General features: G+C 60.3%; 17 protein-coding genes and 2 tRNA genes. 15 read left to right on the forward strand and 4 right to left on the reverse strand.

Annotation, left to right across the window (positions count from 1 at the left end; all coding sequences use genetic code 11):
• Window positions 1-72 precede the first annotated feature (72 nt).
• The 7 genes from hfq (at window position 73) to CKW07_RS10005 (ending at window position 8,700) form a co-directional block, all read left to right on the forward strand.
• Window positions 73-333, forward strand: a complete 261-nt coding sequence (gene hfq, locus CKW07_RS09975; RefSeq protein WP_010221594.1) for an RNA chaperone Hfq — start codon at window positions 73-75, stop codon at window positions 331-333.
• A gap of 12 nt (window positions 334-345) precedes the next feature.
• Complete coding sequence (gene hflX, locus CKW07_RS09980; protein ID WP_095144740.1) at window positions 346-1,647, forward strand: ribosome rescue GTPase HflX; 1,302 nt, start codon at window positions 346-348, stop codon at window positions 1,645-1,647.
• Between the two features lie 96 nt (window positions 1,648-1,743).
• Window positions 1,744-2,910, forward strand: coding sequence for an FtsH protease activity modulator HflK (hflK, locus tag CKW07_RS09985; protein WP_095144741.1), 1,167 nt, complete (start codon window positions 1,744-1,746; stop codon window positions 2,908-2,910).
• A complete protein-coding gene (gene hflC, locus CKW07_RS09990; protein ID WP_095144742.1) occupies window positions 2,910-3,779 on the forward strand; it encodes a protease modulator HflC in 870 nt (289 codons plus the stop codon). The genes hflK and hflC overlap by 1 nt, the downstream gene beginning before the upstream one ends.
• A 306-nt stretch (window positions 3,780-4,085) precedes the next feature.
• Window positions 4,086-5,273, forward strand: a complete 1,188-nt coding sequence (locus CKW07_RS09995; protein WP_095144743.1) for an ATP phosphoribosyltransferase regulatory subunit — start codon at window positions 4,086-4,088, stop codon at window positions 5,271-5,273.
• A 53-nt stretch (window positions 5,274-5,326) separates the two neighbouring features.
• Entirely contained in the window at window positions 5,327-6,616 is a 1,290-nt protein-coding gene (locus CKW07_RS10000; RefSeq protein WP_095144744.1) for an adenylosuccinate synthase, read from the forward strand.
• A 149-nt stretch (window positions 6,617-6,765) separates the two neighbouring features.
• Window positions 6,766-8,700 (forward strand): methyl-accepting chemotaxis protein, encoded by a 1,935-nt coding sequence (locus CKW07_RS10005; RefSeq protein WP_095144745.1) that lies wholly within the window; start codon window positions 6,766-6,768, stop codon window positions 8,698-8,700.
• 58 nt (window positions 8,701-8,758) lie between these two features.
• Here the strand turns inward: CKW07_RS10005 and CKW07_RS10010 are convergent, their stop codons facing one another.
• The 4 genes from CKW07_RS10010 to CKW07_RS10025 form a co-directional block, all read right to left on the reverse strand.
• Window positions 8,759-10,324 (reverse strand): iron ABC transporter permease, encoded by a 1,566-nt coding sequence (locus CKW07_RS10010; RefSeq protein WP_095144746.1) that lies wholly within the window; start codon window positions 10,322-10,324, stop codon window positions 8,759-8,761.
• Entirely contained in the window at window positions 10,324-11,334 is a 1,011-nt protein-coding gene (locus tag CKW07_RS10015) for an extracellular solute-binding protein (protein WP_095144747.1), read from the reverse strand. Before CKW07_RS10015 ends, CKW07_RS10010 begins: the two co-directional genes overlap by 1 nt.
• Before the next feature lie 216 nt (window positions 11,335-11,550).
• Window positions 11,551-11,637, reverse strand: a tRNA-Leu gene (locus tag CKW07_RS10020).
• A 165-nt stretch (window positions 11,638-11,802) separates the two neighbouring features.
• A tRNA-Leu gene (locus CKW07_RS10025) sits at window positions 11,803-11,889 on the reverse strand.
• 225 nt (window positions 11,890-12,114) lie between these two features.
• On the opposite strand from CKW07_RS10025, the gene rnr reads away from it, so the two are divergent.
• The 8 genes from rnr (at window position 12,115) to CKW07_RS10065 (ending at window position 21,881) form a co-directional block, all read left to right on the forward strand.
• Window positions 12,115-14,742 carry a ribonuclease R gene (gene rnr, locus CKW07_RS10030; protein WP_095144748.1) on the forward strand — a complete coding sequence of 876 codons (2,628 nt, stop codon included), beginning with the start codon at window positions 12,115-12,117 and terminating at the stop codon, window positions 14,740-14,742.
• The gene (rlmB, locus tag CKW07_RS10035; protein ID WP_095144749.1) at window positions 14,739-15,506 is read left to right on the forward strand and encodes a 23S rRNA (guanosine(2251)-2'-O)-methyltransferase RlmB; all 768 of its coding nucleotides are present in this window, start codon (window positions 14,739-14,741) and stop codon (window positions 15,504-15,506) included. The genes rnr and rlmB overlap by 4 nt, the downstream gene beginning before the upstream one ends.
• A gap of 321 nt (window positions 15,507-15,827) precedes the next feature.
• On the forward strand, window positions 15,828-16,250 hold the full coding sequence (gene rpsF / locus CKW07_RS10040; protein WP_095078155.1) for a 30S ribosomal protein S6: 423 nt from the start codon (window positions 15,828-15,830) through the stop codon (window positions 16,248-16,250).
• 28 nt (window positions 16,251-16,278) lie between these two features.
• Window positions 16,279-16,509, forward strand: a complete 231-nt coding sequence (gene rpsR, locus CKW07_RS10045) for a 30S ribosomal protein S18 (protein ID WP_002551829.1) — start codon at window positions 16,279-16,281, stop codon at window positions 16,507-16,509.
• A gap of 36 nt (window positions 16,510-16,545) precedes the next feature.
• Window positions 16,546-17,439 (forward strand): hypothetical protein, encoded by an 894-nt coding sequence (locus tag CKW07_RS10050; protein ID WP_095144750.1) that lies wholly within the window; start codon window positions 16,546-16,548, stop codon window positions 17,437-17,439.
• Between the two features lie 19 nt (window positions 17,440-17,458).
• Complete coding sequence (gene rplI, locus CKW07_RS10055) at window positions 17,459-17,905, forward strand: 50S ribosomal protein L9 (protein WP_027617542.1); 447 nt, start codon at window positions 17,459-17,461, stop codon at window positions 17,903-17,905.
• A 122-nt stretch (window positions 17,906-18,027) separates the two neighbouring features.
• A complete protein-coding gene (dnaB, locus tag CKW07_RS10060) occupies window positions 18,028-19,425 on the forward strand; it encodes a replicative DNA helicase (protein ID WP_095144751.1) in 1,398 nt (465 codons plus the stop codon).
• Between the two features lie 152 nt (window positions 19,426-19,577).
• Window positions 19,578-21,881: a YgiQ family radical SAM protein gene (locus CKW07_RS10065; RefSeq protein ID WP_095144752.1), complete on the forward strand. Its 2,304-nt coding sequence runs from the start codon at window positions 19,578-19,580 to the stop codon at window positions 21,879-21,881.
• Window positions 21,882-22,211: the final 330 nt, after the last annotated feature.

Below are 22,211 nucleotides of genomic sequence, written 5' to 3' on the forward strand. Positions count from 1 at the left end.
CTTGGGGGTGTGACGGCTCAAGCCATCTGTTTACCTATTTTTTATTATTGAATCCTTAAAGGAGTGCGGCACATGTCAAAAGGGCATTCGCTACAAGACCCTTACTTGAATACTTTGCGTAAAGAGAAGGTGGGGGTTTCCATCTATCTGGTCAACGGGATCAAACTGCAAGGCACGATCGAGTCCTTCGACCAGTTCGTCATCCTGCTGAAAAACACCGTCAGCCAGATGGTTTACAAGCACGCTATCTCTACAGTGGTACCGGTTCGTCCAATTCGTCTGCCAAGCGCAACCGAATCCGAACAGGGTGACGCTGAGCCAGGTAACGCCTGATAGGAGTCTCCTTTGTTCTTTGAGCGCCACGGTGGTGGTGAACGGGCCATTCTCGTTCACTTGGATGGTCAGGACCCTGAGGCGCGCGAAGATCCGCAGGAGTTTCAGGAGTTGGCAATTTCGGCCGGCGCCGAGACCGTCGCGTTTGTTAACGTGCCGCGTCATCGGCCATCCGCCAAATACCTGATTGGCAGCGGCAAGGTCGAGGAGTTGCGCGACCAAGTCAAAGCCGAGCAGGTCGATCTGGTGATTTTCAATCACACCCTCACGCCTAGTCAGGAGCGTAACCTCGAACGTGTTTTCGAGTGTCGCGTGATTGACCGTACGGGACTGATCCTCGATATCTTCGCCCAACGCGCCCGCACCCATGAAGGCAAGCTCCAGGTCGAACTGGCCCAGCTTGATCACTTGAGTACGCGGCTGGTTCGCGGCTGGACTCACCTTGAACGGCAGAAGGGTGGTATCGGTCTGCGCGGCCCAGGTGAAACCCAGTTGGAAACCGACCGGCGTCTTCTGCGGGTTCGCGTGCGGCAGATCAAAGGCCGCCTGGAAAAGGTTCGCAGCCAGCGTGAGCAGGCTCGTCGCGGCCGCAAGCGTGCGGATATCCCCTCGGTGTCACTGGTTGGCTATACCAACGCCGGCAAATCGACGTTGTTCAACTCGGTGACCCAGTCCGACGTTTTCGCCGCCGACCAACTGTTCGCCACCCTCGACCCGACTTTGCGCCGGCTTGAGCTCAACGACCTTGGTCCGATTGTGCTGGCCGACACCGTGGGTTTCATTCGTCACTTGCCGCACAAGCTGGTTGAGGCATTTCGGGCTACGCTCGAAGAGTCGAGCAACTCGGACTTGCTGCTGCACGTGATCGACGCCCATGAACCTGAGCGCATGGCGCAGGTTGAACAGGTGATGGTGGTGCTGGGCGAGATCGGTGCGCAAGACTTGCCGATCCTGGAGGTATACAACAAACTCGATTTGCTCGAGGGCGTAGAGCCGCAGATCCAGCGCGATGCCGATGGCAAGCCGCAACGGGTCTGGTTGTCGGCGCGCGATGGCCAGGGTCTGGACCTGCTCAAGCAGGCAATCGCGGAACTGCTCGGCGATGATTTGTTCGTCGGCACCTTGCGCTTGCCACAGCGTTTTGCTCGACTGCGTGCACAGTTCTTCGAACTGGGCGCGGTACAGAAAGAAGAACACGACGAAGAAGGCATCAGTTTGCTGGCTGTTCGTTTGCCACGGGTCGAGCTCAATCGACTGGTGAGTCGCGAAGGTTTGCAGCCGCTGGAATTCATCGAGCAACACACTTTGCAATAAAAGCCTGAAAAAGCGGTTGTGCCGCGGTGGCAGGCATTCTGTAGCATTGGTCGGCGCGCCGTGGGTGCGTCTTTGCTTTATCAGATGGAGAGCGCTATGGCTTGGAATGAGCCGGGTGGCAACTCGAATAATCAGGATCCTTGGGGTGGTAAGCGCCGCAATAATGGCGACCGCAAGGGGCCACCGGATCTCGACGAGGCCTTCCGAAAGCTGCAGGAAAGCCTGAACGGGTTGTTCGGTAGTGGTAAAAAACGCAGTGACGACGGCGGTGGTTCGAGCAAGGGCGGCGGTTACGGCCTGCTCGGCATCGGCCTCGTGGTGCTGGCGGCCGTCTGGCTGTACAGCGCGGTCTACGTCGTCGACGAGCAGGAGCAGGCTGTGGTGCTGCGCTTCGGCAAGTACTACGAGACTGTCGGCCCGGGCCTGAACATTTACTTCCCGCCGATCGATAAAAAGTACATGGAAAACGTCACGCGTGAGCGTGCGTACACCAAGCAGGGTCAAATGCTGACTGAAGACGAAAACATCGTCGAAGTGCCGCTGACCGTGCAGTACAAGATCAGCAACCTGCAGGATTTCGTGCTGAACGTCGATCAGCCGGAAATCAGCCTGCAGCACGCGACCGAAAGTGCCTTGCGCCATGTGGTGGGTTCCACCGCGATGGACCAGGTGCTGACCGAAGGTCGTGAACTGATGGCCAGCGAGATCAAGGAGCGTCTGCAACGCTTCATGGATACCTATCGCACCGGTATCACCGTGACCCAGGTCAACGTACAGAGCGCAGCCGCACCGCGTGAAGTCCAGGAAGCCTTCGACGATGTGATCCGCGCTCGTGAAGATGAGCAGCGTTCGCGCAACCAGGCTGAAACCTACGCCAACGGTGTTGTACCGGAAGCTCGTGGTCAGGCCCAGCGCCTCATTGAAGATGCCAACGGTTACCGCGACGAAACGGTCTCACGCGCCAAGGGTGAGGCTGATCGCTTTACCAAACTGGTTGCCGAGTACCGCAAGGCTCCTGAAGTCACGCGTCAGCGTCTGTACCTGGACACCATGCAGGAAGTCTTCAGCAACACCAGCAAGGTTCTCGTGACCGGCAACAAGGACGGCCAGAGCAATCTGCTGTACTTGCCGCTGGACAAGATGATCGACAGTGGTCGCACCACTATCGCTCCGGCGACCAGTGCTGCAGCCAGCAGCAATGAAGCGAATACGCGTGCGGCAGCAGATCTGCAGCAACCGGCACGTACCAGGGAGAGTCGCTGATGAGCAATAAATCGCTGATCGCCCTTATTGTCGGCGTCGTCGTGGCGATCGCTGCCTGGAACTGCTTCTACATCGTGGCTCAGACCGAGCGTGCGGTGCTGCTGCAGTTCGGTCGCGTGGTTCAGACTGATGTTCAGCCAGGCCTGCATGTGAAAGTGCCTTACGTTAACCAGGTGCGTAAATTTGACGCACGCCTGATGACGCTGGATGCGCCGACACAACGTTTCCTGACGCTGGAAAAGAAAGCGGTCATGGTGGATGCCTACGCCAAGTGGCGCGTGAAAGATGCCGAGCGCTTCTACACCGCGACCTCCGGCCTCAAGCAGATTGCTGACGAGCGCTTGTCGCGTCGTCTGGAATCGGGCCTGCGTGACCAGTTTGGTAAACGCACCCTGCATGAGGTGGTTTCCGGTGAGCGTGATGCGCTGATGGCGGATATCACGGCTTCGCTGAACAAGATGGCGGAAAAAGAGCTGGGCATCGAAGTGGTCGATGTTCGGGTCAAAACCATCGATCTGCCGAAGGAAGTGAACCGCAGCGTGTTCGAGCGTATGAGCACCGAGCGTGAGCGTGAAGCGCGCGAGCACCGCGCCAAGGGTAACGAACTGGCAGAAGGCATTCGTGCCGATGCCGATCGTCAGCGCCGTGTACTGCTGGCTGAAGCCTATCGTGAATCTGAAGAGGTTCGCGGTGATGGTGATGCCCAGGCCGCTGCGATCTACTCCAAGGCCTACGGCCAGGACCAGGAGTTCTACGGTTTCTACCGTAGCCTGCGTGCCTACCGTGAAAGCTTCGCGAACAAAACCGACGTCATGGTTCTGGACCCAAGCAGCGACTTCTTCCGTTACCTGGAAAAAGCCAAACCTTGATCCAACACTGATCCTGAAGGAACCCCGCCGGGCGGCTAAAGCCTCTCGCGGGGTGATCCTTTGGGAAAACGTGTGTATGATGCGGCAGCCGGGAAATTCCCGGCTTTTTTGCGTCTGCACGTTTGATTGCGTGCAATCGGGTTGAACAACTCGACAGGTTTTTCGAGGAAAGTGTTTGGCGAGGCCGGATTCAGGCCGATCGCCGCGTCGTTCATGGGCGCGACTTATGCGAATGGGTCAGACATTTTCTGCTTCACTCAAGGTCGGCCCGAGGGCTGGCCGCCCGGATCATAGGGGAATGGCGTAATGGCAACGGTAGACCGCTGGCTGCTGCCAGATGGCATCGAAGAAGTACTGCCACCAGAAGCGGCGCGCATTGAAGTGGCGCGTCGTCAGGTGTTGGATCTGTTCCAGAGCTGGGGTTACGAGTTTGTCGTGACTCCCCATATCGAGTACCTGGAATCCCTGCTGACCGGCGCGGGCCAGGACCTGGATCTGCGCACCTTCAAGGTCATCGACCCGCAGTCGGGCCGCCAGATGGGCTTCCGTGCCGACATCACGCCGCAAGTGGCGCGCATCGATGCGCACACCTTGCGTCATGAAGGCCCGAGCCGCCTGTGCTACGCCGGCAGCGTGCTGCATGCGCAGCCGCGTGCCTTGTCGTCCTCGCGCAGCCCGATCCAGTTGGGCGCCGAGCTGTACGGCGATGCCAGTCCGAGCAGTGACGTTGAAGTCATCAGCCTGATGCTGGCGATGCTGCAGCTGGCCGACGTACCGGATGTGCACATGGACCTCGGTCATGTTGGCATCTATCGTGGTCTGGCGCGTGCGGCCGGTTTGTCCGGTGAAGTCGAGCAACAGTTGTTCGATGCCTTGCAGCGCAAGGCCGTCGATGAGGTCATTACCTTGACCGAAGGCCTGCCTGCCGAACTGTCGGGCATGCTGCGGGCGTTGGTCGACCTGTGTGGTGGCCGCGAAGTGCTGGACGCTGCCCGCGAGCGCCTGGCCAATGCGCCGGCACCAGTGCTGGCGGCGCTGGACGATTTGCTGGCGATTGCCGAGCGTCTGTCCCTGCGTTTCCCGGAGCTGCCGCTGTACTTCGACCTGGGCGAGTTGCGCGGTTATCACTACCACACCGGTGTAGTGTTCGCGGTGTTCGTGCCGGGCGTGGGGCAGTCTATCGCCCAGGGCGGTCGTTACGACGACATCGGCGCCGACTTCGGTCGTGCCCGTCCGGCAACCGGCTTCTCTACCGATTTGAAAACCCTGGTGACCCTGGGGCGTGCTGAAATCGAGCTACCGTCTGGCGGTATCTGGATGCCTGACAGTACGGATGCAGCACTCTGGCAGCAGGTTTGCCAGTTGCGCAGTGAGGGTCAGCGTGTCGTCCAGGCTTTGCCTGGGCAACCATTGGCCGCCGCCCGTGATGCGGACTGCGACCGGCAATTGATTCAGCAGAACGGGCTTTGGCAAGTATTGCCGTTGGCCTCTTGAGTTTTCCTGCCGGCGTTGCCGGCACCAAGTTTGCGCGAATGAGGACAAGTGTTATGGGTAAGAATGTCGTAGTCCTGGGCACCCAATGGGGTGATGAGGGCAAAGGCAAGATCGTTGATCTGCTGACCGAACATGCTGCCGCCGTAGTGCGCTACCAGGGTGGCCACAACGCTGGCCACACGCTGGTGATCGACGGTGAGAAAACCGTCTTGCACCTGATCCCGTCGGGCGTGCTGCGCGAAGGCGTGCAGTGCCTGATCGGCAACGGCGTGGTGGTTGCACCTGACGCCCTGCTGCGCGAGATCACCAAGCTGGAAGAGAAAGGCGTACCGGTGCGCGAGCGCCTGCGTATCAGCCCGTCCTGCCCGCTGATCCTGTCCTTCCACGTGGCGCTGGACCAGGCCCGTGAAAAGGCCCGTGGCGAGCTGAAGATCGGTACTACCGGTCGCGGCATCGGCCCAGCCTACGAAGACAAGGTTGCGCGTCGTGGCCTGCGTGTGGGCGACCTGCTCAACATGCCGCGCTTTGAAGACAAACTGCGTGAACTGGTGGATTACCACAACTTCATGCTGGTGGGTTACTACAAAGAGCCAGCCATCGAGTTCGACAAGACCCTGGCCGAGTGCAAGGAATACGCTGAGCTGCTCAAGCCGCTGATGCTGGATGTGACTGCCGAGCTGCACGACCTGCGTCGCGCCGGCAAAGACATCATGTTCGAAGGCGCCCAGGGTTCGTTGCTGGACATCGACCACGGCACCTACCCGTACGTGACCAGCTCTAACACCACCGCTGGCGGCGTTGCTACCGGTTCGGGTGTTGGCCCTATGTTCCTGGACTACATCCTGGGCATCACCAAGGCTTACACCACGCGTGTAGGTTCGGGTCCATTCCCGACTGAGCTGTTCGACGAAGTCGGTGCGCACCTGGCTAAACAAGGTCACGAGTTCGGCGCGACTACCGGCCGTGCTCGTCGTTGTGGCTGGTTCGACGCTGTTATCCTGCGTCGCGCTATCGATGTGAACAGCATCTCGGGCATCTGCCTGACCAAGCTGGACGTACTCGACGGTCTGGAAACCATCAGCATCTGCGTCGGCTACAAAGATGCAGAAGGTAAGGACATTGCCCCGACTGACGCTGACAGCTACGTGGGCCTGCAGCCTGTGTACGAAGAAGTGCCGGGCTGGACCGAGTCGACCGTGGGTGCCAAAACCCTGGAAGAGCTGCCAGCTAACGCTCGTGCTTACATCAAGCGCGTTGAAGAGCTGATCGGCGCACCGATCGACATTATTTCGACGGGCCCGGACCGCAACGAAACCATCGTTTTGCGTCACCCGTTCGCTTAATAAGTCGTTGATGTAAAAAACAAAGGGCCCTTGATAGGGCCCTTTGTCGTTTCTGCCTGCCGGACGGCATGACCTTTGCTGTGAAGTCCATTAAGCGCACCGCTTTCAGCGTGCCATCATATTAATGGCGTCAAGCAGGGGGATTTTAAGTGTCGGCCGTTCTCTCACTGTTACAAAGCCGGTTGTTGCGGCCGGTGTTCGTTACCCTTGGTATCGCTCTTTTGGTGCAAGTCCTGGTGGCTGTTGCGCTGACCCGGAGCACCGTGACGGCATTGGAGGCGGATCTGGGGGCTCGCCTGGGCGCGGATAGTCAGAAGCTGTCTGGCGAACTCGAGCAGGCCGGACGTGAGGTCACCTCAAGTCTCGACAGCCTGTCCACCAGCACTCGCCAGCGCCTGACGAGCGGCTTGTCCTCGCGGCTCGAGGACGAGCAGGCGCAGTTGCGCGCCACCCTGGAAAAGGACCTGAAGGATTCGGCCAATGACATGGCTCAGCTCCTGGCCTCGGTTGCGCCGCGCGCCATGTGGGACAGCGACGTTCCGACCCTGTCGGAGTTTGCCCGGCGTGCCCAGCGCAATCCTAGCGTGTTGTTCGTGGTCTACGACGATGCCACCGGCCAGCACCTGACGCGGTATCTGAACCGGGAAAACCCGATCAACAAGGTCCTTTTGGAAAAGGGCCAAGGTGAGCGGGCGCTGGACAAAGTCCTGGACGCGGCGAAAAACGATCCTTCGGTTTACTACGTCGAAGCCTCGATCAATCCCAATGGCGTGGAAATCGGCAAGGTGCTGATGGGCGTCTCCACGGCTTCGGTGGAAAGTAACCTGGCCGCCCTCGACAAGCGCTTCTCGGCGTTGATAGCCAGCAGCGACCAGTTGGTTGGCGACAGCCTCAAGGGGGCGGCGGCCGACAGTGCCACGGCCATGCGTTCGCGCCTGCAGTCGGCGCAAGCCACCGCCGGCGAGATGAAGGCCAATACCACCAGTACCGTGCAAGAAGCCGCTGCGACCTTGCGCTGGCGGATCGGCATGGCGCTGGCGCTGGTCGGTTGTGGTGTCTTGCTGCTGCTGGCAGTGGTGCTCGGGCGGCGCGTGGTCAATCGTTTGAAGCTGTTGATTGCCGCCATGGACGACCTGGCGGCGGGAGAGGGGGACCTGACCAAGCGAGTGAGGATCAGCAGCAAGGACGAAATCGGCGACATGGCATCGGCGGTCAACCGCTTTGTGGATAAGTTGCAGCCCATCGTGCGTGAGGCCGGTGATGTGGCTCAGCGCACGGGCGTTGAAATCGGCGCCATGACGCAGCGCAATGCCGGTGCGGACGCGGCGGCGGCCTCCCAGCGTGATGAAGTGGCAGAGAGCCTGCGGGCACTGTCGCAAATGGCGGATGAGGCGCAGGCCGAAAGCCAGGCCATGCAGGCGGCCTTGCAGCAGGTGGTGGACATCCGCCAGGCGACGGACGAAAACACCCGGACCTCGGCGCAGGTCGGCAGCCTGATCGAGGCGTTGGCCGGGCAGGTCGACACCGGGGCCAAGGTCATCGAGCGGCTGGCGCAACAGAGCGAGCAGATCGAGGTGGTGCTGGAGGTGATCCACGGGATTGCCGAGCAGACCAACCTGTTGGCGCTGAACGCCGCCATCGAAGCGGCGCGTGCCGGTGAAACCGGGCGCGGATTCGCGGTGGTAGCGGACGAGGTGCGGGCCTTGGCCAGCAAGACGCAAAGCTCGACCGGCGACATCCAGGCACACATTGGCGCCTTGCAGCAGGGCGCTCGTGAGGCCGTGGCGGCGATTGGGCAGGCGGGGCGTCAGGCCAGCGAGGGGCTGCTGGTATTGCGCGACAGCGCGCGTTTGCAGCAGTCGGTGCAAGTGTCCGTCGAGCAGGTCCATGCGGCCATCGGCCTGGCAACTCAGGCAGCGGCTCATCAGGCCCAGGGGGCGCAAGCGGTGCGGGGGCGGGTCGAGACCATTCATGCGCAGGCCGAGAAAGCGGCTCAGGCGGTGCTAGAGACCACGGTCAGCGGCAAGGTGCTGGACGGCCTGGCCGCCCAGTTGAAAGCGAGCCTGGGGCAGTTCAGGGCGTAATGGGTTGTCAGGGCTGACGTCATCGCGGGCGGCGCTCCGCTTGCCCGCGATGGCGGTCTTAGCGGCTCAAATACATCCGCGTCGTCAGTAGATATACGGGGAGCCCTGACACCAGGATCAACAACGCCGCATAAGGCGCCGCGGCGGCAAACTCGACATTTGCGGTGTGTGCCCATACTTCTGTGGCCAAGGTGTTGAGTCCGGTCGGGCTCAACAGCAAGGTCGCCGTCAGTTCCTTCATCGCATCCAGAAACACCAGGGCAAAGGCTGCGCCCAGCGCCGGAAAGATGATCGGCAGCGTCACCCGCACGAACGCGGTCAATGAGGATGCGCCGAGGGTTCTTGCCGCTTCCTCCAGCTGAGGGGCTGCCTTGTTCAGTGCCGTGCGTATCGGCGCCTGAGCCAGGGGCAGGAACAGCAACGCATAGGCAATCAGCAATAATCCCGAGGTCTGATACAGCGCCGGCACATAGTGCAAGGCGAAGTACACCAGCGTCAGCGCGATCACCAGGCCAGGCAGTGCATGCAGCAGATACGGCAGGCGCTCGGCCCACAGCGCCAGGCGACCCTTGTAGCGAACCACCAGCAGGCCCAAGGGCACCGCCAGCACCAGGCACAGCGCTGCGCCACCCAGGGACAGTGCCAGCGACGACAGCAAGGCTTCGCTGATCGCGGCCACCGGGAACGCTGCGGATGAGCCGTCGGCCAGCCAGTACGCCAGCATGCCCAATGGGACCCCGCTGCCGATAACCGCCAGTAACAAGCAATAGAGCTGCCCGCCGACAGCCCAGCCGCCCAGTCGCACTTGCTCGGCATGCCGGGCCGCGCCCTGGCCGATCCGCACGTGCCGGCCTTTGCCGCGTACCCGCAACTCCAGCCACAACAACATCAGGCACAGCGCCAGCAGTACCGCTGACAGCATCGCTGCGTTGGCGTTGCTGAACTCCAGTTCGAACTGTTGGTAGATTGCCGTGGTGAAGGTTTGCAGGCCGATGATCGACAGTGCGCCGAACTCCACCAGCATGTGCAGGGCAATCAGCAGCGAGCCGGCCAGCAGGGATGGCCAAAGCAGCGGCAAGGTGATCTTGAAAAATACCCCCCAGCGGTTCAGTCCCAGGGTGCGAGCCGACTCTTCCAGTGACGGGTCGAGATTGCGCAACGTGGCCGCCACCGGCAGGAACACCAGCGGGTACTTGGACAGGGTCATCACCAGGATCGCCCCGCCCAGTCCTTCGAAGCTCGCGCTCAGGGAAACCCAGGTGAAGCTGCTGACAAATGCCGGAACCGCGAATGGCAGGCACAGGATCACCCCCCACAAGCGCCGGCCGCGCAAGTTGCTGCGCTCCAGTAGCCAGGCCAGCGACAGGCCGATGATGGCGCAGGCCATCGTCACGCCGATCATCAACAGCAGCGTGTTGCGCAGCAGGCCAAACACGTAGGGGCGCCATAACAAATGCACCGCCTCTGCCCAGCCGGCCTGCCAGGCCTTAAGGCCGACATACAGCAAGGGCAGCAGGCTCAGGCAGACCAGCAGCAGAACCGGCAGCAACAACCCGATCGATGGTCGTTTGCGCCGGGGCACATAGCCTGCGCGGGTAGCAGGGGCGGGCAGCGACAGACTCATCAGTTCAAGCCAACTTCACGTTCCAGCTCCAGGGCTTCTTCGGCGTTACCCAGGTCGGCTGGGGTGACCTTTGGCGCTTGCAGTTCGCTGAACGGCTTGAGCCCGCGATTCGATTCCATGCCAGTGTGCAGTGGGTACTCGGCGGTGGTCTGGGTGATCACGCGCTGGCCTTCTTCGCTGGCCATGAATGCCAGCAGTTGCTGGGCTTGCTCCGGATGTTTGCTGGACTTGAGTACCGCTGCGCTGGAGACGGTTATCAGGCCACCGACATCGCCGCCGGTGAAGTAATGCAGTTTTGAGTCGAGCTGGCCTTTTTCCCGTTGCAGGGCAAACCAGTAGTAGTTGTTTACCAGTACGGTGGCGACTTCACCGTTTTCCACCGCCTTCAAGGCCACCATGTTGTTGCTGTAGGTCTTGCCGAACGCGCGCAGGCCGGTCAGCCATTCTTCGGCGGCGTCCATTCCGTGCATCTTGATGATTGCGACCGCTTGTTCCTGGAACGCACCGCTGGTGGGGACGAAGCCGAGCTTGCCTTGCCACTGCGGGTCGGAGAATTCCATGACCGATTTGGGCAGGTCTTTTTCGTCGATCAGTTTCGGATTGTAGGCAACCACCCGAACCCGGGCCGTGACACCGATCCAGGTGCCATTTCTGGCAACGTATTCCTTGGGCAGAACGGCAAGGGTGGCGTCGTTGGTCTTGGCCAGCAGGCCTTGTTCGCCCAGTTTGTTCAGGGGTGGGGATTCTTCGGTGTAGATCACATCGGCCGGCGAGCGATCACCTTCTTCGACGATCTGGCTGGCGAGCTGGTTGCTGCTGCCTTTGCGTACGTTGACGTGAATGCCGGTCTTGGCTTCGAAGGCTTTGGCGACAGCGTCACCGACTTCCTTGTGCTGGCCGTTGTACAGCGTCAGGGAAACCGGGTCGGCGGCCTGGGTGAGCGGGGAGGTCAGGGTCAGCCCCAGCAGGGTGATGGTCAGGCCGCGGCGCAGGGTATTTCGAAGCATCATTCGCAGGGTTCCTCACTGTCGCATTGCAAAATCTTGCAACAATGATAAGCGATATTGTTTCTCAAGTGCGTCTTGCGGGGGAGGGTGAGGGTTTGCTAATGGGCTTGTGCTGAACTCTGTGGAGAGGAGGTGCCTAGAGTTTTCAGATGCCAGAAACGCAAAAACCCGCTTTCGCGGGTTTCTGTGAAATTCAAGATCGTGACCTTGAATTTGAATTGGTGCCCAGAAGAAGACTCGAACTTCCACGACCTTGCGGTCACCAGCACCTGAAGCTGGCGTGTCTACCAATTTCACCATCTGGGCAGTATCAGCAACGTTGCCGCTGTTGATGTGGCGCACTATACGGAGCGCCGTTTGATCTGTAAACCCCTGATTTAATAAAATTAAATCAAACGCTTAGAATGCAAAAACCCGCTTTCGCGGGTTTTTGTGTGAGCCTTGAAATTGAACTAATCTCAAGCTCTGAATTGGTGCCCAGAAGAAGACTCGAACTTCCACGACCTTGCGGTCACCAGCACCTGAAGCTGGCGTGTCTACCAATTTCACCATCTGGGCAGTATCGGCAACGTTGTGCGTCGTCGATGGCGCGCACTATACGGAGCGTCCATTTAACTGTAAACCCCTGATTTCAAAAAAACCTGGAAAATTTCGCGAATGGTGCTCGGCGGTATTATTCCGGAGCCCGGAAGGGGCTTTTAGAGGCTTCTAGAGCCTGAAATTTCCCGTTTCAATACGCGTATGCCAAACTAACCCGCATATAGACAAGGTGAAAACTCTCTAATGGCCGATTGGCAGTCCCTCGATCCCGAGGCCGCTCGTGAAGCGGAAAAATATGAAAACCCTATTCCTAGCCGCGAACTGATCCTTCAGCACCTTGCTGATCGAGGCTCGCCTGCTAACCGCGAGCAACTGGTCGAAGAGTTTGGTCTGACCACAGAAGACCAGATCGAAGCCCTGCGCCGCCGCCTGCGCGCCATGGAGCGCGACGCTCAACTGATCTACACCCGTCGCGGCACTTACGCGCCGGTGGACAAGCTCGACCTGATCCTGGGCCGCATCAGCGGCCACCGTGACGGCTTCGGCTTCCTGGTGCCGGACGACGGCAGTGACGACCTGTTCATGAGCCCGGCGCAGATGCGCCTGGTGTTCGATGGCGACCGTGCCCTGGCGCGGGTTTCCGGCCTGGACCGTCGTGGTCGCCGCGAAGGCATGATCGTCGAAGTGGTGTCCCGTGCCCACGAGACGATCGTCGGTCGTTACTTCGAAGAGGGCGGTATCGGCTTCGTCGTTGCCGACAATCCGAAGATCCAGCAGGAAGTGCTGGTCACCCCGGGCCGTAACGCCAATGCCAAGATCGGCCAATTCGTTGAAGTGAAGATCACTCACTGGCCGACGCCACGCTTCCAGCCGCAGGGCGATGTGGTGGAAGTCGTAGGTAACTACATGGCGCCGGGCATGGAGATTGACGTCGCCCTGCGCACCTACGACATTCCTCACGTCTGGCCTGACGCGGTGCTCAAGGAAGCTGCCAAGCTCAAGCCGGAAGTCGAAGAAAAAGACAAAGAGAAGCGCATCGACCTGCGCCATCTGCCGTTCGTCACCATCGACGGCGAAGATGCCCGCGACTTCGACGACGCGGTGTACTGCGAAGCCAAGCCGGGCAAGCTGCGCCTGTTCTCCGGCGGCTGGAAGTTGTACGTGGCGATCGCCGACGTTTCCAGCTACGTGAAGATCGGCTCGGCGCTGGATGCCGAGTCCCAGGTCCGTGGCAACTCGGTGTACTTCCCCGAGCGCGTGGTGCCGATGCTGCCTGAGCAACTGTCCAATGGCCTGTGCTCGCTGAATCCGCATGTCGATCGTCTGGCCATGGTTTGCGAGATGACCATCTCCAAGTCTGGCGAAATGACCGACTACTGCTTCTACGAAGCGGTGATTCACTCCCACGCCCGCCTGACCTACAACAAGGTCAGCGCGATGCTGGAACAGCCGAAATCCACCGAGGCCCGTCAGCTGCGTGGCGAATACACCGACGTCGTGCCGCACCTCAAGCAGCTCTACTCGCTGTACAAGGTATTGCTGGCTGCCCGTCACGTGCGTGGCGCGATCGATTTCGAGACCCAGGAAACCCGGATCATCTTCGGTACCGAGCGCAAGATCGCCGAAATCCGTCCGACGGTTCGCAACGATGCGCACAAGCTGATCGAGGAATGCATGCTGGCGGCCAACGTGGCCACCGCTGAATTCCTGAAAAAGCACGAAATTCCTGCGCTGTATCGCGTTCACGATGGTCCGCCGCCGGAGCGTCTGGAAAAACTGCGCGCCTTCCTGGGTGAGCTCGGCCTGTCCCTGCACAAAGGCAAGGACGGCCCGTCGCCGAAGGACTATCAGGCATTGCTGGCCGGTATCAAGGATCGTCCGGATTTCCACCTGATCCAGACCGTCATGCTGCGCTCGTTGAGCCAGGCGGTGTACAGCGCGGATAACCAGGGTCACTTCGGCCTGAATTACGAAGCCTATACCCACTTCACCTCGCCGATTCGTCGTTACCCGGACCTGCTCACGCACCGGGCGATTCGCAGCGTTATCCACTCCAAAATGGATACCCCGCACGTCAAGCGTGCCGGTGCGATGAGCATCCCGAAAGCGCGTATCTATCCATACGACGAAGCGACGCTGGAGCAGTTGGGCGAGCAGTGCTCGATGAGCGAGCGCCGTGCCGACGAAGCCACTCGCGACGTGGTGAACTGGCTCAAGTGCGAGTTCATGAAGGATCGCGTGGGCGAGTCGTTCCCGGGTGTGATCACCGCCGTGACCGGTTTCGGCCTGTTCGTCGAGCTGACCGACATCTACGTCGAAGGCCTGGTCCACGTGACCGCCTTGCCGGGCGACTACTACCACTTCGACCCTGTCCATCACCGCCTGGCCGGTGAGCGCACCGGTCGCAGCTTCCGCCTCGGCGATACCGTCGAAGTGCGTGTGATGCGGGTTGACCTGGACGAGCGCAAGATCGACTTCGAGATGGCTGAAAAAACCATCAGCGCACCGATTGGTCGCAAGAAGCGTGGTACAGAGACCACGGCGCCGGCGGCCAAGACTGCTGCAGAACCTGCTCCGGCAAAAGCCGGTCGCCGTCCTGCGAAGGAAAAGGCGGTCGAAGCCTATCGCCCAAGCGATGCCGCGGCGAAAAACGCCGAAGTGCGCAAAAGTCGTGAAATGAAGCAAGCATTGCTGGCCGAAGCGAAAAGCGGCGGTAAAGCGGCGTCTGGGGGAAAGACCGGACGGTCGGCGCCTGAAAAGGCCTCCGGCGGCAAGCCAGCCAAACCGAGTAAACACCGTAAAGGTCCGCCAAAAGCGGGCTCGGCCCCAGCCAAAAGTGGCGGGGCGCGTAAACCTAAGGCCAAGTCATGAGTCAGTTGGAAAAAATCTACGGCGTGCATGCTGTAGAAGCGTTGCTGCGTCATCACCCCAAGCGCGTCAAGCAGATCTGGCTGGCCGAAGGTCGCGGTGATCCGCGGGTGCAGACCCTGATCGAACTGGCCAACGAAAACCGTGTCCAGGTCGGCCAGGCCGAGCGCCGCGAAATGGATGCCTGGGTCGAGGGCGTGCACCAGGGCGTGGTGGCGGAGGTGAGTCCGAGCCAGGTCTGGGGCGAGGCGATGCTCGATGAGCTGCTGGATCGCACCGAAGGCGCACCACTGTTGCTGGTGCTGGACGGCGTGACCGACCCGCACAACCTCGGCGCCTGCCTTCGCTCTGCCGATGCGGCGGGTGCACTGGCAGTGATCGTGCCAAAGGACAAGTCCGCCACCTTGACCCCGGTTGTACGAAAAGTCGCATGCGGTGCCGCGGAAGTGATTCCGTTGGTCGCCGTGACCAACCTGGCGCGTACCCTGGAGAAGCTCCAGCAGCGTGGTCTGTGGGTTGTCGGTACGGCGGGGGAGGCTGAGGTCAGCCTGTATGACCAGGACCTGACCGGCCCGACCATCCTGATCATGGGTGCCGAGGGCAAGGGCATGCGCCGCCTGACTCGCGAGCATTGCGACTATCTGGTGAATCTGCCGATGGCCGGTAGCGTCAGTAGCCTCAACGTGTCCGTGGCGACTGGCGTGTGCCTGTTCGAGGCGCAGCGCCAGCGCAGTGTCAAAGCCAAGGCTGCCACCAAAAAGCCTTGATTAGCGCACGACCTACTGTAGGAGCGAGCTTGCTCGCGAAGAACTCAAGATCACCGTGGGGCATCAGCTTCCCCGTGTTTTCGTTGACAACCTTCGTCGGAACGCCGCCCGGAGCAAGCCCGCTCCTACAGTGCCTTGTAGTGTCGGTGGTTGCTCAAATAATCGCCAATTGTCTTGCGCCTCTCCTGTCCCTTCTCTACAATTGCGCCCCTTGCTGTGACGGCAGGCACGCATGTGTCTATCGCCGGCAAGTCCATAAGTGTCATTCACTCCTTGTCTGACCGCTTTTGAGCGGCAGGCTACAACCCGTAAGGAGCATTCATGCGTCATTACGAAATCATCTTTCTGGTCCACCCTGACCAGAGCGAGCAAGTCGGCGGCATGGTTGAGCGTTACACCAAGCTGATCGAAGAAGACGGCGGCAAAATCCACCGTCTGGAAGATTGGGGCCGTCGTCAACTGGCCTACGCAATCAACAATGTTCACAAGGCTCACTACGTGATGCTGAACGTTGAGTGCACTGGCAAGGCCCTGGCCGAGCTGGAAGACAACTTCCGCTACAACGATGCAGTGATCCGTAACCTGGTCATCCGTCGCGAAGAAGCCGTTACCGGCCAATCCGAGATGCTCAAGGCTGAAGAAAACCGCAGTGAGCGCCGTGAGCGTCGCGACCGTCCTGAGCACTCCGACGCCGAAGGCGTTGAGGGTGATGACAGCGACGCCAGCGATAACGCTGACGAGTAATCCACGGACCTTTTGAGGAGCCAATTACATGGCACGTTTCTTCCGTCGTCGTAAATTCTGCCGCTTCACCGCTGAAGACGTGAAAGAGATCGATTACAAAGATCTCAACACTCTGAAAGCTTATGTATCCGAGACCGGCAAAATCGTTCCAAGCCGTATCACCGGTACCAAAGCTCGTTATCAGCGTCAGCTGGCCACCGCTATCAAGCGCGCCCGCTTCCTGGCCCTGCTGGCCTACACCGACAGCCACGGCCGCTGAGACCGGGCAGTCGACACGTAGCAAAGGATTGAATGCATGCGCGCCATAGCAGAGTTCATCATGCGCGGCCGTATGCAGGCCACTCTGGTAGTGGCTGGATGCGCGGCATTGCCGTTGTTGTATTGGTTGGGTGCTGCCGCCGGGAGCCTTGTGCTGCTGCGGCGCGGATTGAAGGACGCCCTGGGCGTTCTTGCTCTGGGGATACTGCCGGCCTTGATCTGGTGGCTGTATTCCGATGATCCACGCGCACTCATGGTGCTGCTGGGGTCTTCGGGCCTTGCGTTGGTTTTGCGCGCAAGTGAGTCCTGGAACCGCACGCTGCTGGCCAGCGTAGCGATAGGAGTGGTGTTTTCAGTGGTGCTGGGTGCGGTTTTCCGCCCTCACATCGAGTTGCTGTCGCAGGAGCTTGTAAAGATCCTGCCGATGGCCCTTGGTGACCTCTACCAACAATTGTCGGAAGAGGAGCGAGCGCGTCTTGCCGCCCTGATTGCCCCAGTCCTGACCGGCCTGATAGCGGCCTTGCTGCAAATCGTCAGTTTGCTGAGCCTGATTGTCGGGCGCTACTGGCAGGCGTTGTTGTACAACCCCGGTGGTTTTGGTCGCGAATTTCGCGCCATCCGGATCCCGCTGGGGCCGGCGATGTTGCTGCTGGCGTGCATGCTTGTGGGGCCGAACTTCGGTACCCAGATGGCCATGTTGACGCCGTTGTGCAGCGTACCGCTGGTGTTCGCCGGGCTGGCCCTGATTCATGGGCTGGTGGCTGAAAAGCGACTGGCCAAGTTTTGGCTGGTGGGGTTGTACGTAACGCTGTTGCTGTTTATGCAACTGATCTATCCGTTGCTGGTGGTCCTGGCCATTGTCGACAGCCTGATTGATTTTCGCGGTCGTTCGACGCCGAAAGACGCCGATAACGCGAACGGTGAAGGTTAAAAGTTAAGAGGATTTTCACATGCAACTGATCCTTCTGGAAAAAGTCGCCAACCTGGGCAACCTGGGCGACAAAGTGAACGTTAAGGCTGGTTACGGCCGTAACTACCTGCTGCCTTACGGCAAAGCTACCGCTGCGACCGCTGCCAACCTGGCTGCGTTCGAAGAGCGTCGCGCTGAGCTGGAAAAAGCTGCAGCAGACAAGAAAGCTTCGGCTGAAAGCCGCGCTGCCCAACTGGCTGAGCTGGAAGTGACCATCACTGCCACCGCCGGTGACGAAGGCAAGCTGTTCGGTTCGATCGGTACTCACGACATCGCTGATGCACTGACCGCCTCTGGCGTTGAAGTTGCAAAAAGCGAAGTTCGTCTGCCGAACGGCACCATCCGCAACGTAGGTGAATTCGACGTAGCCGTGCACCTGCACGCTGAAGTTGAAGCCACCGTACGCGTTGTCGTGGTAGCAGCTTAAGCAGCACTTGTCGGCTGGTACCCTTGGGTACTTGCCGGTAACATCGGGCACGATCCTGTTTACAGGTCGTGCCCTTTGTCTTTCTGCGGTTCCTGATTTTCTACAACTAATTCCAAGTGGCCATGAACGATATCTCCGCTCCTGAGCAATACGATCTGCAAACCGCCGCGCTGAAAGTGCCGCCCCATTCCATCGAGGCCGAACAGGCTGTGCTCGGTGGTCTGATGCTGGACAACAACGCCTGGGAACGCGTGCTCGATCAGGTCTCGGACGGTGATTTCTATCGTCATGACCACCGCCTGATCTTCCGTGCGATCGCCAAGCTGGCCGATCAGAACTCGCCGATCGACGTTGTGACCCTGGCCGAGCAATTGGACAAGGAAGGTCAGACCTCGCAAGTCGGCGGCCTCGGCTATCTGGGCGAATTGGCGAAAAACACGCCGTCGGTCGCCAACATCAAGGCCTATGCCCAGATCGTTCGCGAGCGGGCGACCCTGCGCCAACTGATCGGTATCAGCACTGAAATCGCCGACTCGGCGTTCAACCCGGAAGGTCGTACCGCGGCCGAGATCCTCGACGAAGCCGAACGGCAGATCTTCCAGATCGCCGAGGCGCGACCGAAGACTGGCGGCCCGGTGGGTGTGAACGAGCTGCTGACCAAGGCCATCGACCGTATCGACACCTTGTTCAACACCGATAACGCCATCACCGGCCTGTCCACCGGCTACACCGACCTCGACGAGAAGACCAGCGGCCTGCAGCCGTCGGACTTGATCATTGTCGCCGGCCGTCCGTCGATGGGTAAAACCACCTTCGCGATGAACCTGGTGGAAAACGCCGTATTGCGCAGCGAGAAAGCCGTCCTGGTCTACTCCCTGGAGATGCCAGGTGAATCGCTGATCATGCGTATGCTGTCTTCCCTGGGTCGGATCGACCAGACCAAGGTCCGTGCCGGCCGCCTGGAAGATGACGATTGGCCACGCCTGACCTCGGCGGTCAACCTGCTCAATGACCGCAAGCTGTTCATCGACGACACCGCGGGTATCAGCCCTTCGGAAATGCGGGCGCGGACCCGGCGTCTGGTACGTGAGCACGGCGACATCGGCCTGATCATGATCGACTACCTGCAGCTGATGCAGATCCCGGGCTCCAGCGGCGACAACCGGACCAACGAGATTTCCGAGATCTCCCGTTCCTTGAAGGCCCTGGCCAAGGAATTCAACTGCCCGGTGGTGGCGCTGTCCCAGCTCAACCGCTCCCTGGAGCAGCGTCCGAACAAGCGTCCGGTGAACTCCGACTTGCGCGAATCCGGTGCGATCGAGCAGGACGCCGACGTGATCATGTTCGTGTACCGCGACGAGGTGTATCACCCGGAAACCGAGCACAAAGGCATTGCCGAGATCATTATCGGCAAGCAGCGGAACGGCCCGATCGGCTTCATCCGCCTGGCCTTCATCGGCAAATACACCCGATTCGAAAACCTGGCGCCGGGCAGCTATAACTTCGACGACGACGAATAAGTTGTGCAGGGGCCTTGTGGCGAGGGCATTCCTTTTGCTCGGGACCCTACTGCAAGCAGTCACCGCAATTTCCGACCATAGCCGTCGGAATTGGTCAAAATTTGTGCTATATTCCGCGCCCGCGATTTTTCATCTCAACACCGGTCACCGTCATGCAAACAGCCAAGCCGTTATTTGACTATCCCAAGTACTGGGCCGAATGCTTCGGTCCAGCGCCATTCCTGCCAATGAGCAGGGAGGAGATGGATCAGCTTGGCTGGGATTCCTGCGACATCATCATCGTCACCGGTGATGCGTACGTCGACCACCCGTCGTTCGGCATGGCAATCATTGGCCGGCTGCTGGAGTCCCAGGGCTTCCGCGTCGGGATCATTGCCCAGCCGAACTGGCAGTCCAAAGACGACTTCATGAAGCTCGGCGAGCCGAACCTGTTCTTCGGTGTCGCGGCCGGCAACATGGACTCGATGATCAACCGCTACACCGCCGACAAGAAAATCCGTTCCGATGACGCCTACACCCCCGGTGGCATGGCGGGCAAACGTCCGGATCGCGCGAGCCTGGTGTACAGCCAGCGCTGCAAGGAAGCCTACAAGCATGTGCCGATCGTCCTCGGCGGCATCGAAGCGTCCCTGCGCCGCATTGCCCACTACGATTACTGGCAGGACCGGGTACGCAACTCGATCCTGATTGACGCCTGCGCCGACATCCTGCTGTACGGCAACGCCGAGCGGGCCATTGTCGAAGTTGCCCAGCGCTTGTCCTACGGGCACAAGATCGAAGACATCACCGATGTGCGCGGCACCGCGTTCATTCGTCGCGACACGCCGCAAGGCTGGTACGAAGTGGACTCCACCCGTATCGACCGTCCGGGCAAGATCGACAAGATCATCAACCCGTACGTCAACACTCAGGACACCCAGGCTTGCGCCATCGAGCAGGAGAAGGGACCGGTCGAGGATCCGCAGGAAGCCAAGGTCGTGCAGATCCTGGCCAGCCCGCGCATGACCCGCGACAAGACCGTGATTCGCCTGCCTTCGGTGGAAAAAGTCCGTGGCGACGCGGTGCTTTATGCTCACGCCAACCGCGTGCTGCACCTGGAAACCAACCCGGGCAACGCTCGCGCATTGGTACAGAAGCATGGCGAAGTCGACGTCTGGTTCAACCCGCCGCCGATTCCGATGACCACCGAAGAGATGGACTACGTATTCGGCATGCCTTACGCCCGTGTTCCGCACCCGGCGTATGGCAAGGAGAAGATCCCGGCCTACGACATGATCCGCTTCTCGGTGAACATCATGCGTGGCTGCTTCGGTGGCTGTACGTTCTGCTCGATTACCGAACACGAAGGCCGGATCATCCAGAACCGTTCCGAAGAGTCGATCATTCGCGAAATCGAAGAGATCCGCGACAAGGTGCCAGGTTTTACCGGGGTGATTTCCGATCTGGGTGGCCCGACCGCGAACATGTACCGCATTGCCTGCAAGAGCCCGGAAATCGAATCCGCGTGCCGCAAGCCATCCTGCGTGTTCCCCGGTATCTGCCCGAACCTGAACACCGACCACTCGTCGCTGATTCAGCTGTACCGCAGCGCCCGTGCCTTGCCGGGTGTGAAGAAGATCCTGATTGCTTCAGGCCTGCGCTATGACCTGGCGGTCGAGTCGCCGGAGTACGTCAAGGAGCTGGTGACCCACCACGTCGGTGGTTACCTGAAGATCGCCCCGGAACACACCGAGGAAGGTCCGCTCAACCAGATGATGAAACCGGGCATCGGCAGCTATGACAAGTTCAAGCGCATGTTCGAGAAGTACACCAAGGAAGCGGGCAAGGAGCAGTACCTGATTCCGTACTTCATCGCCGCCCACCCGGGCACCACCGACGAAGACATGATGAACCTGGCCCTGTGGCTCAAGGGCAACGGTTTCCGCGCGGACCAGGTGCAGGCGTTCTACCCGTCGCCGATGGCCACCGCCACCGCGATGTACCACTCGGGCAAGAACCCGTTGCGCAAGGTCACCTACAAGAGCGACGGCGTGACCATCGTCAAGAGCGAAGAGCAGCGTCGTCTGCACAAGGCGTTCTTGCGTTACCACGATCCGAAAGGCTGGCCGATGCTGCGTGAGGCGCTGATCCGCATGGGTCGCGCCGACCTGATCGGGCCGGGCAAGAACCAGTTGATCCCGCTGCACCAGCCGGCCACCGACAGCTACCAGAGCGCCCGTCGCAAGAACTCGACGCCAGCCGGTAGCCATAAAGTGGCGAAAGAGCAAACCACCAAGATCCTCACCCAGCACACCGGCCTGCCGCCGCGTGCCAGCGATGGTGGCAATCCGTGGGACAAGCGTGAACAGGCCAAGGCCGCGGCATTTGCCCGCAACCAGCAGGCCGCCAAGGAGCGCAAGGACGCAGCCAAAGGCAAGGGCCCCAAACCCGCCCGTAAGCCGGTCGTGCCGCGCTAAGCCGCGCGTGCTCCAAGCAAGACGCCAACCTTCGGGTTGGCGTTTTGCGTTCTGATCGTGCTTTTGTCGTGGCGAGGGGGCTTGCTCCCGTTGACCGGCCGGCGTTCGGATGCAGCGGGCGCAAAATCGATGAGCGCGCCGGGCCTGATAAAGTGCGGAAGCCGGTGTCAGGAGTGTGTCGTGTGACAGCGCGAGTCACCGGCCTTGTCACAGGTCCGTGATCGGCCATTGCCGAATGCTTTACAGGTGGGTAGGCAGTGGGAGAGGGCTGCGAGGGTCGGCAACGTCACTGCCGACCCCGGACGCAGATCCTGGTGGGCCTGATCAGAT

It is taken from the genome of Pseudomonas sp. Irchel s3b6, from assembly GCF_900187415.1.
Taxonomy (GTDB): domain Bacteria; phylum Pseudomonadota; class Gammaproteobacteria; order Pseudomonadales; family Pseudomonadaceae; genus Aquipseudomonas.

What these genes read in the sequence shown, in the direction of transcription:
- hfq (WP_010221594.1), top strand. Translation starts at nt 73, where the DNA reads ATGTCAAAAGGGCATTCGCTACAAGACCCTTACTTGAATACTTTGCGT.
- hflK (WP_095144741.1), top strand. Translation starts at nt 1,744, where the DNA reads ATGGCTTGGAATGAGCCGGGTGGCAACTCGAATAATCAGGATCCTTGG.
- hflC (WP_095144742.1), top strand. Translation starts at nt 2,910, where the DNA reads ATGAGCAATAAATCGCTGATCGCCCTTATTGTCGGCGTCGTCGTGGCG.
- CKW07_RS09995 (WP_095144743.1), top strand. Translation starts at nt 4,086, where the DNA reads ATGGCAACGGTAGACCGCTGGCTGCTGCCAGATGGCATCGAAGAAGTA.
- CKW07_RS10000 (WP_095144744.1), top strand. Translation starts at nt 5,327, where the DNA reads ATGGGTAAGAATGTCGTAGTCCTGGGCACCCAATGGGGTGATGAGGGC.
- CKW07_RS10010 (WP_095144746.1), bottom strand. Translation starts at nt 10,324, where the DNA reads ATGAGTCTGTCGCTGCCCGCCCCTGCTACCCGCGCAGGCTATGTGCCC.
- CKW07_RS10015 (WP_095144747.1), bottom strand. Translation starts at nt 11,334, where the DNA reads ATGATGCTTCGAAATACCCTGCGCCGCGGCCTGACCATCACCCTGCTG.
- rnr (WP_095144748.1), top strand. Translation starts at nt 12,115, where the DNA reads ATGGCCGATTGGCAGTCCCTCGATCCCGAGGCCGCTCGTGAAGCGGAA.
- rlmB (WP_095144749.1), top strand. Translation starts at nt 14,739, where the DNA reads ATGAGTCAGTTGGAAAAAATCTACGGCGTGCATGCTGTAGAAGCGTTG.
- rpsF (WP_095078155.1), top strand. Translation starts at nt 15,828, where the DNA reads ATGCGTCATTACGAAATCATCTTTCTGGTCCACCCTGACCAGAGCGAG.
- rpsR (WP_002551829.1), top strand. Translation starts at nt 16,279, where the DNA reads ATGGCACGTTTCTTCCGTCGTCGTAAATTCTGCCGCTTCACCGCTGAA.
- CKW07_RS10050 (WP_095144750.1), top strand. Translation starts at nt 16,546, where the DNA reads ATGCGCGCCATAGCAGAGTTCATCATGCGCGGCCGTATGCAGGCCACT.
- rplI (WP_027617542.1), top strand. Translation starts at nt 17,459, where the DNA reads ATGCAACTGATCCTTCTGGAAAAAGTCGCCAACCTGGGCAACCTGGGC.
- dnaB (WP_095144751.1), top strand. Translation starts at nt 18,028, where the DNA reads ATGAACGATATCTCCGCTCCTGAGCAATACGATCTGCAAACCGCCGCG.
- CKW07_RS10065 (WP_095144752.1), top strand. Translation starts at nt 19,578, where the DNA reads ATGCAAACAGCCAAGCCGTTATTTGACTATCCCAAGTACTGGGCCGAA.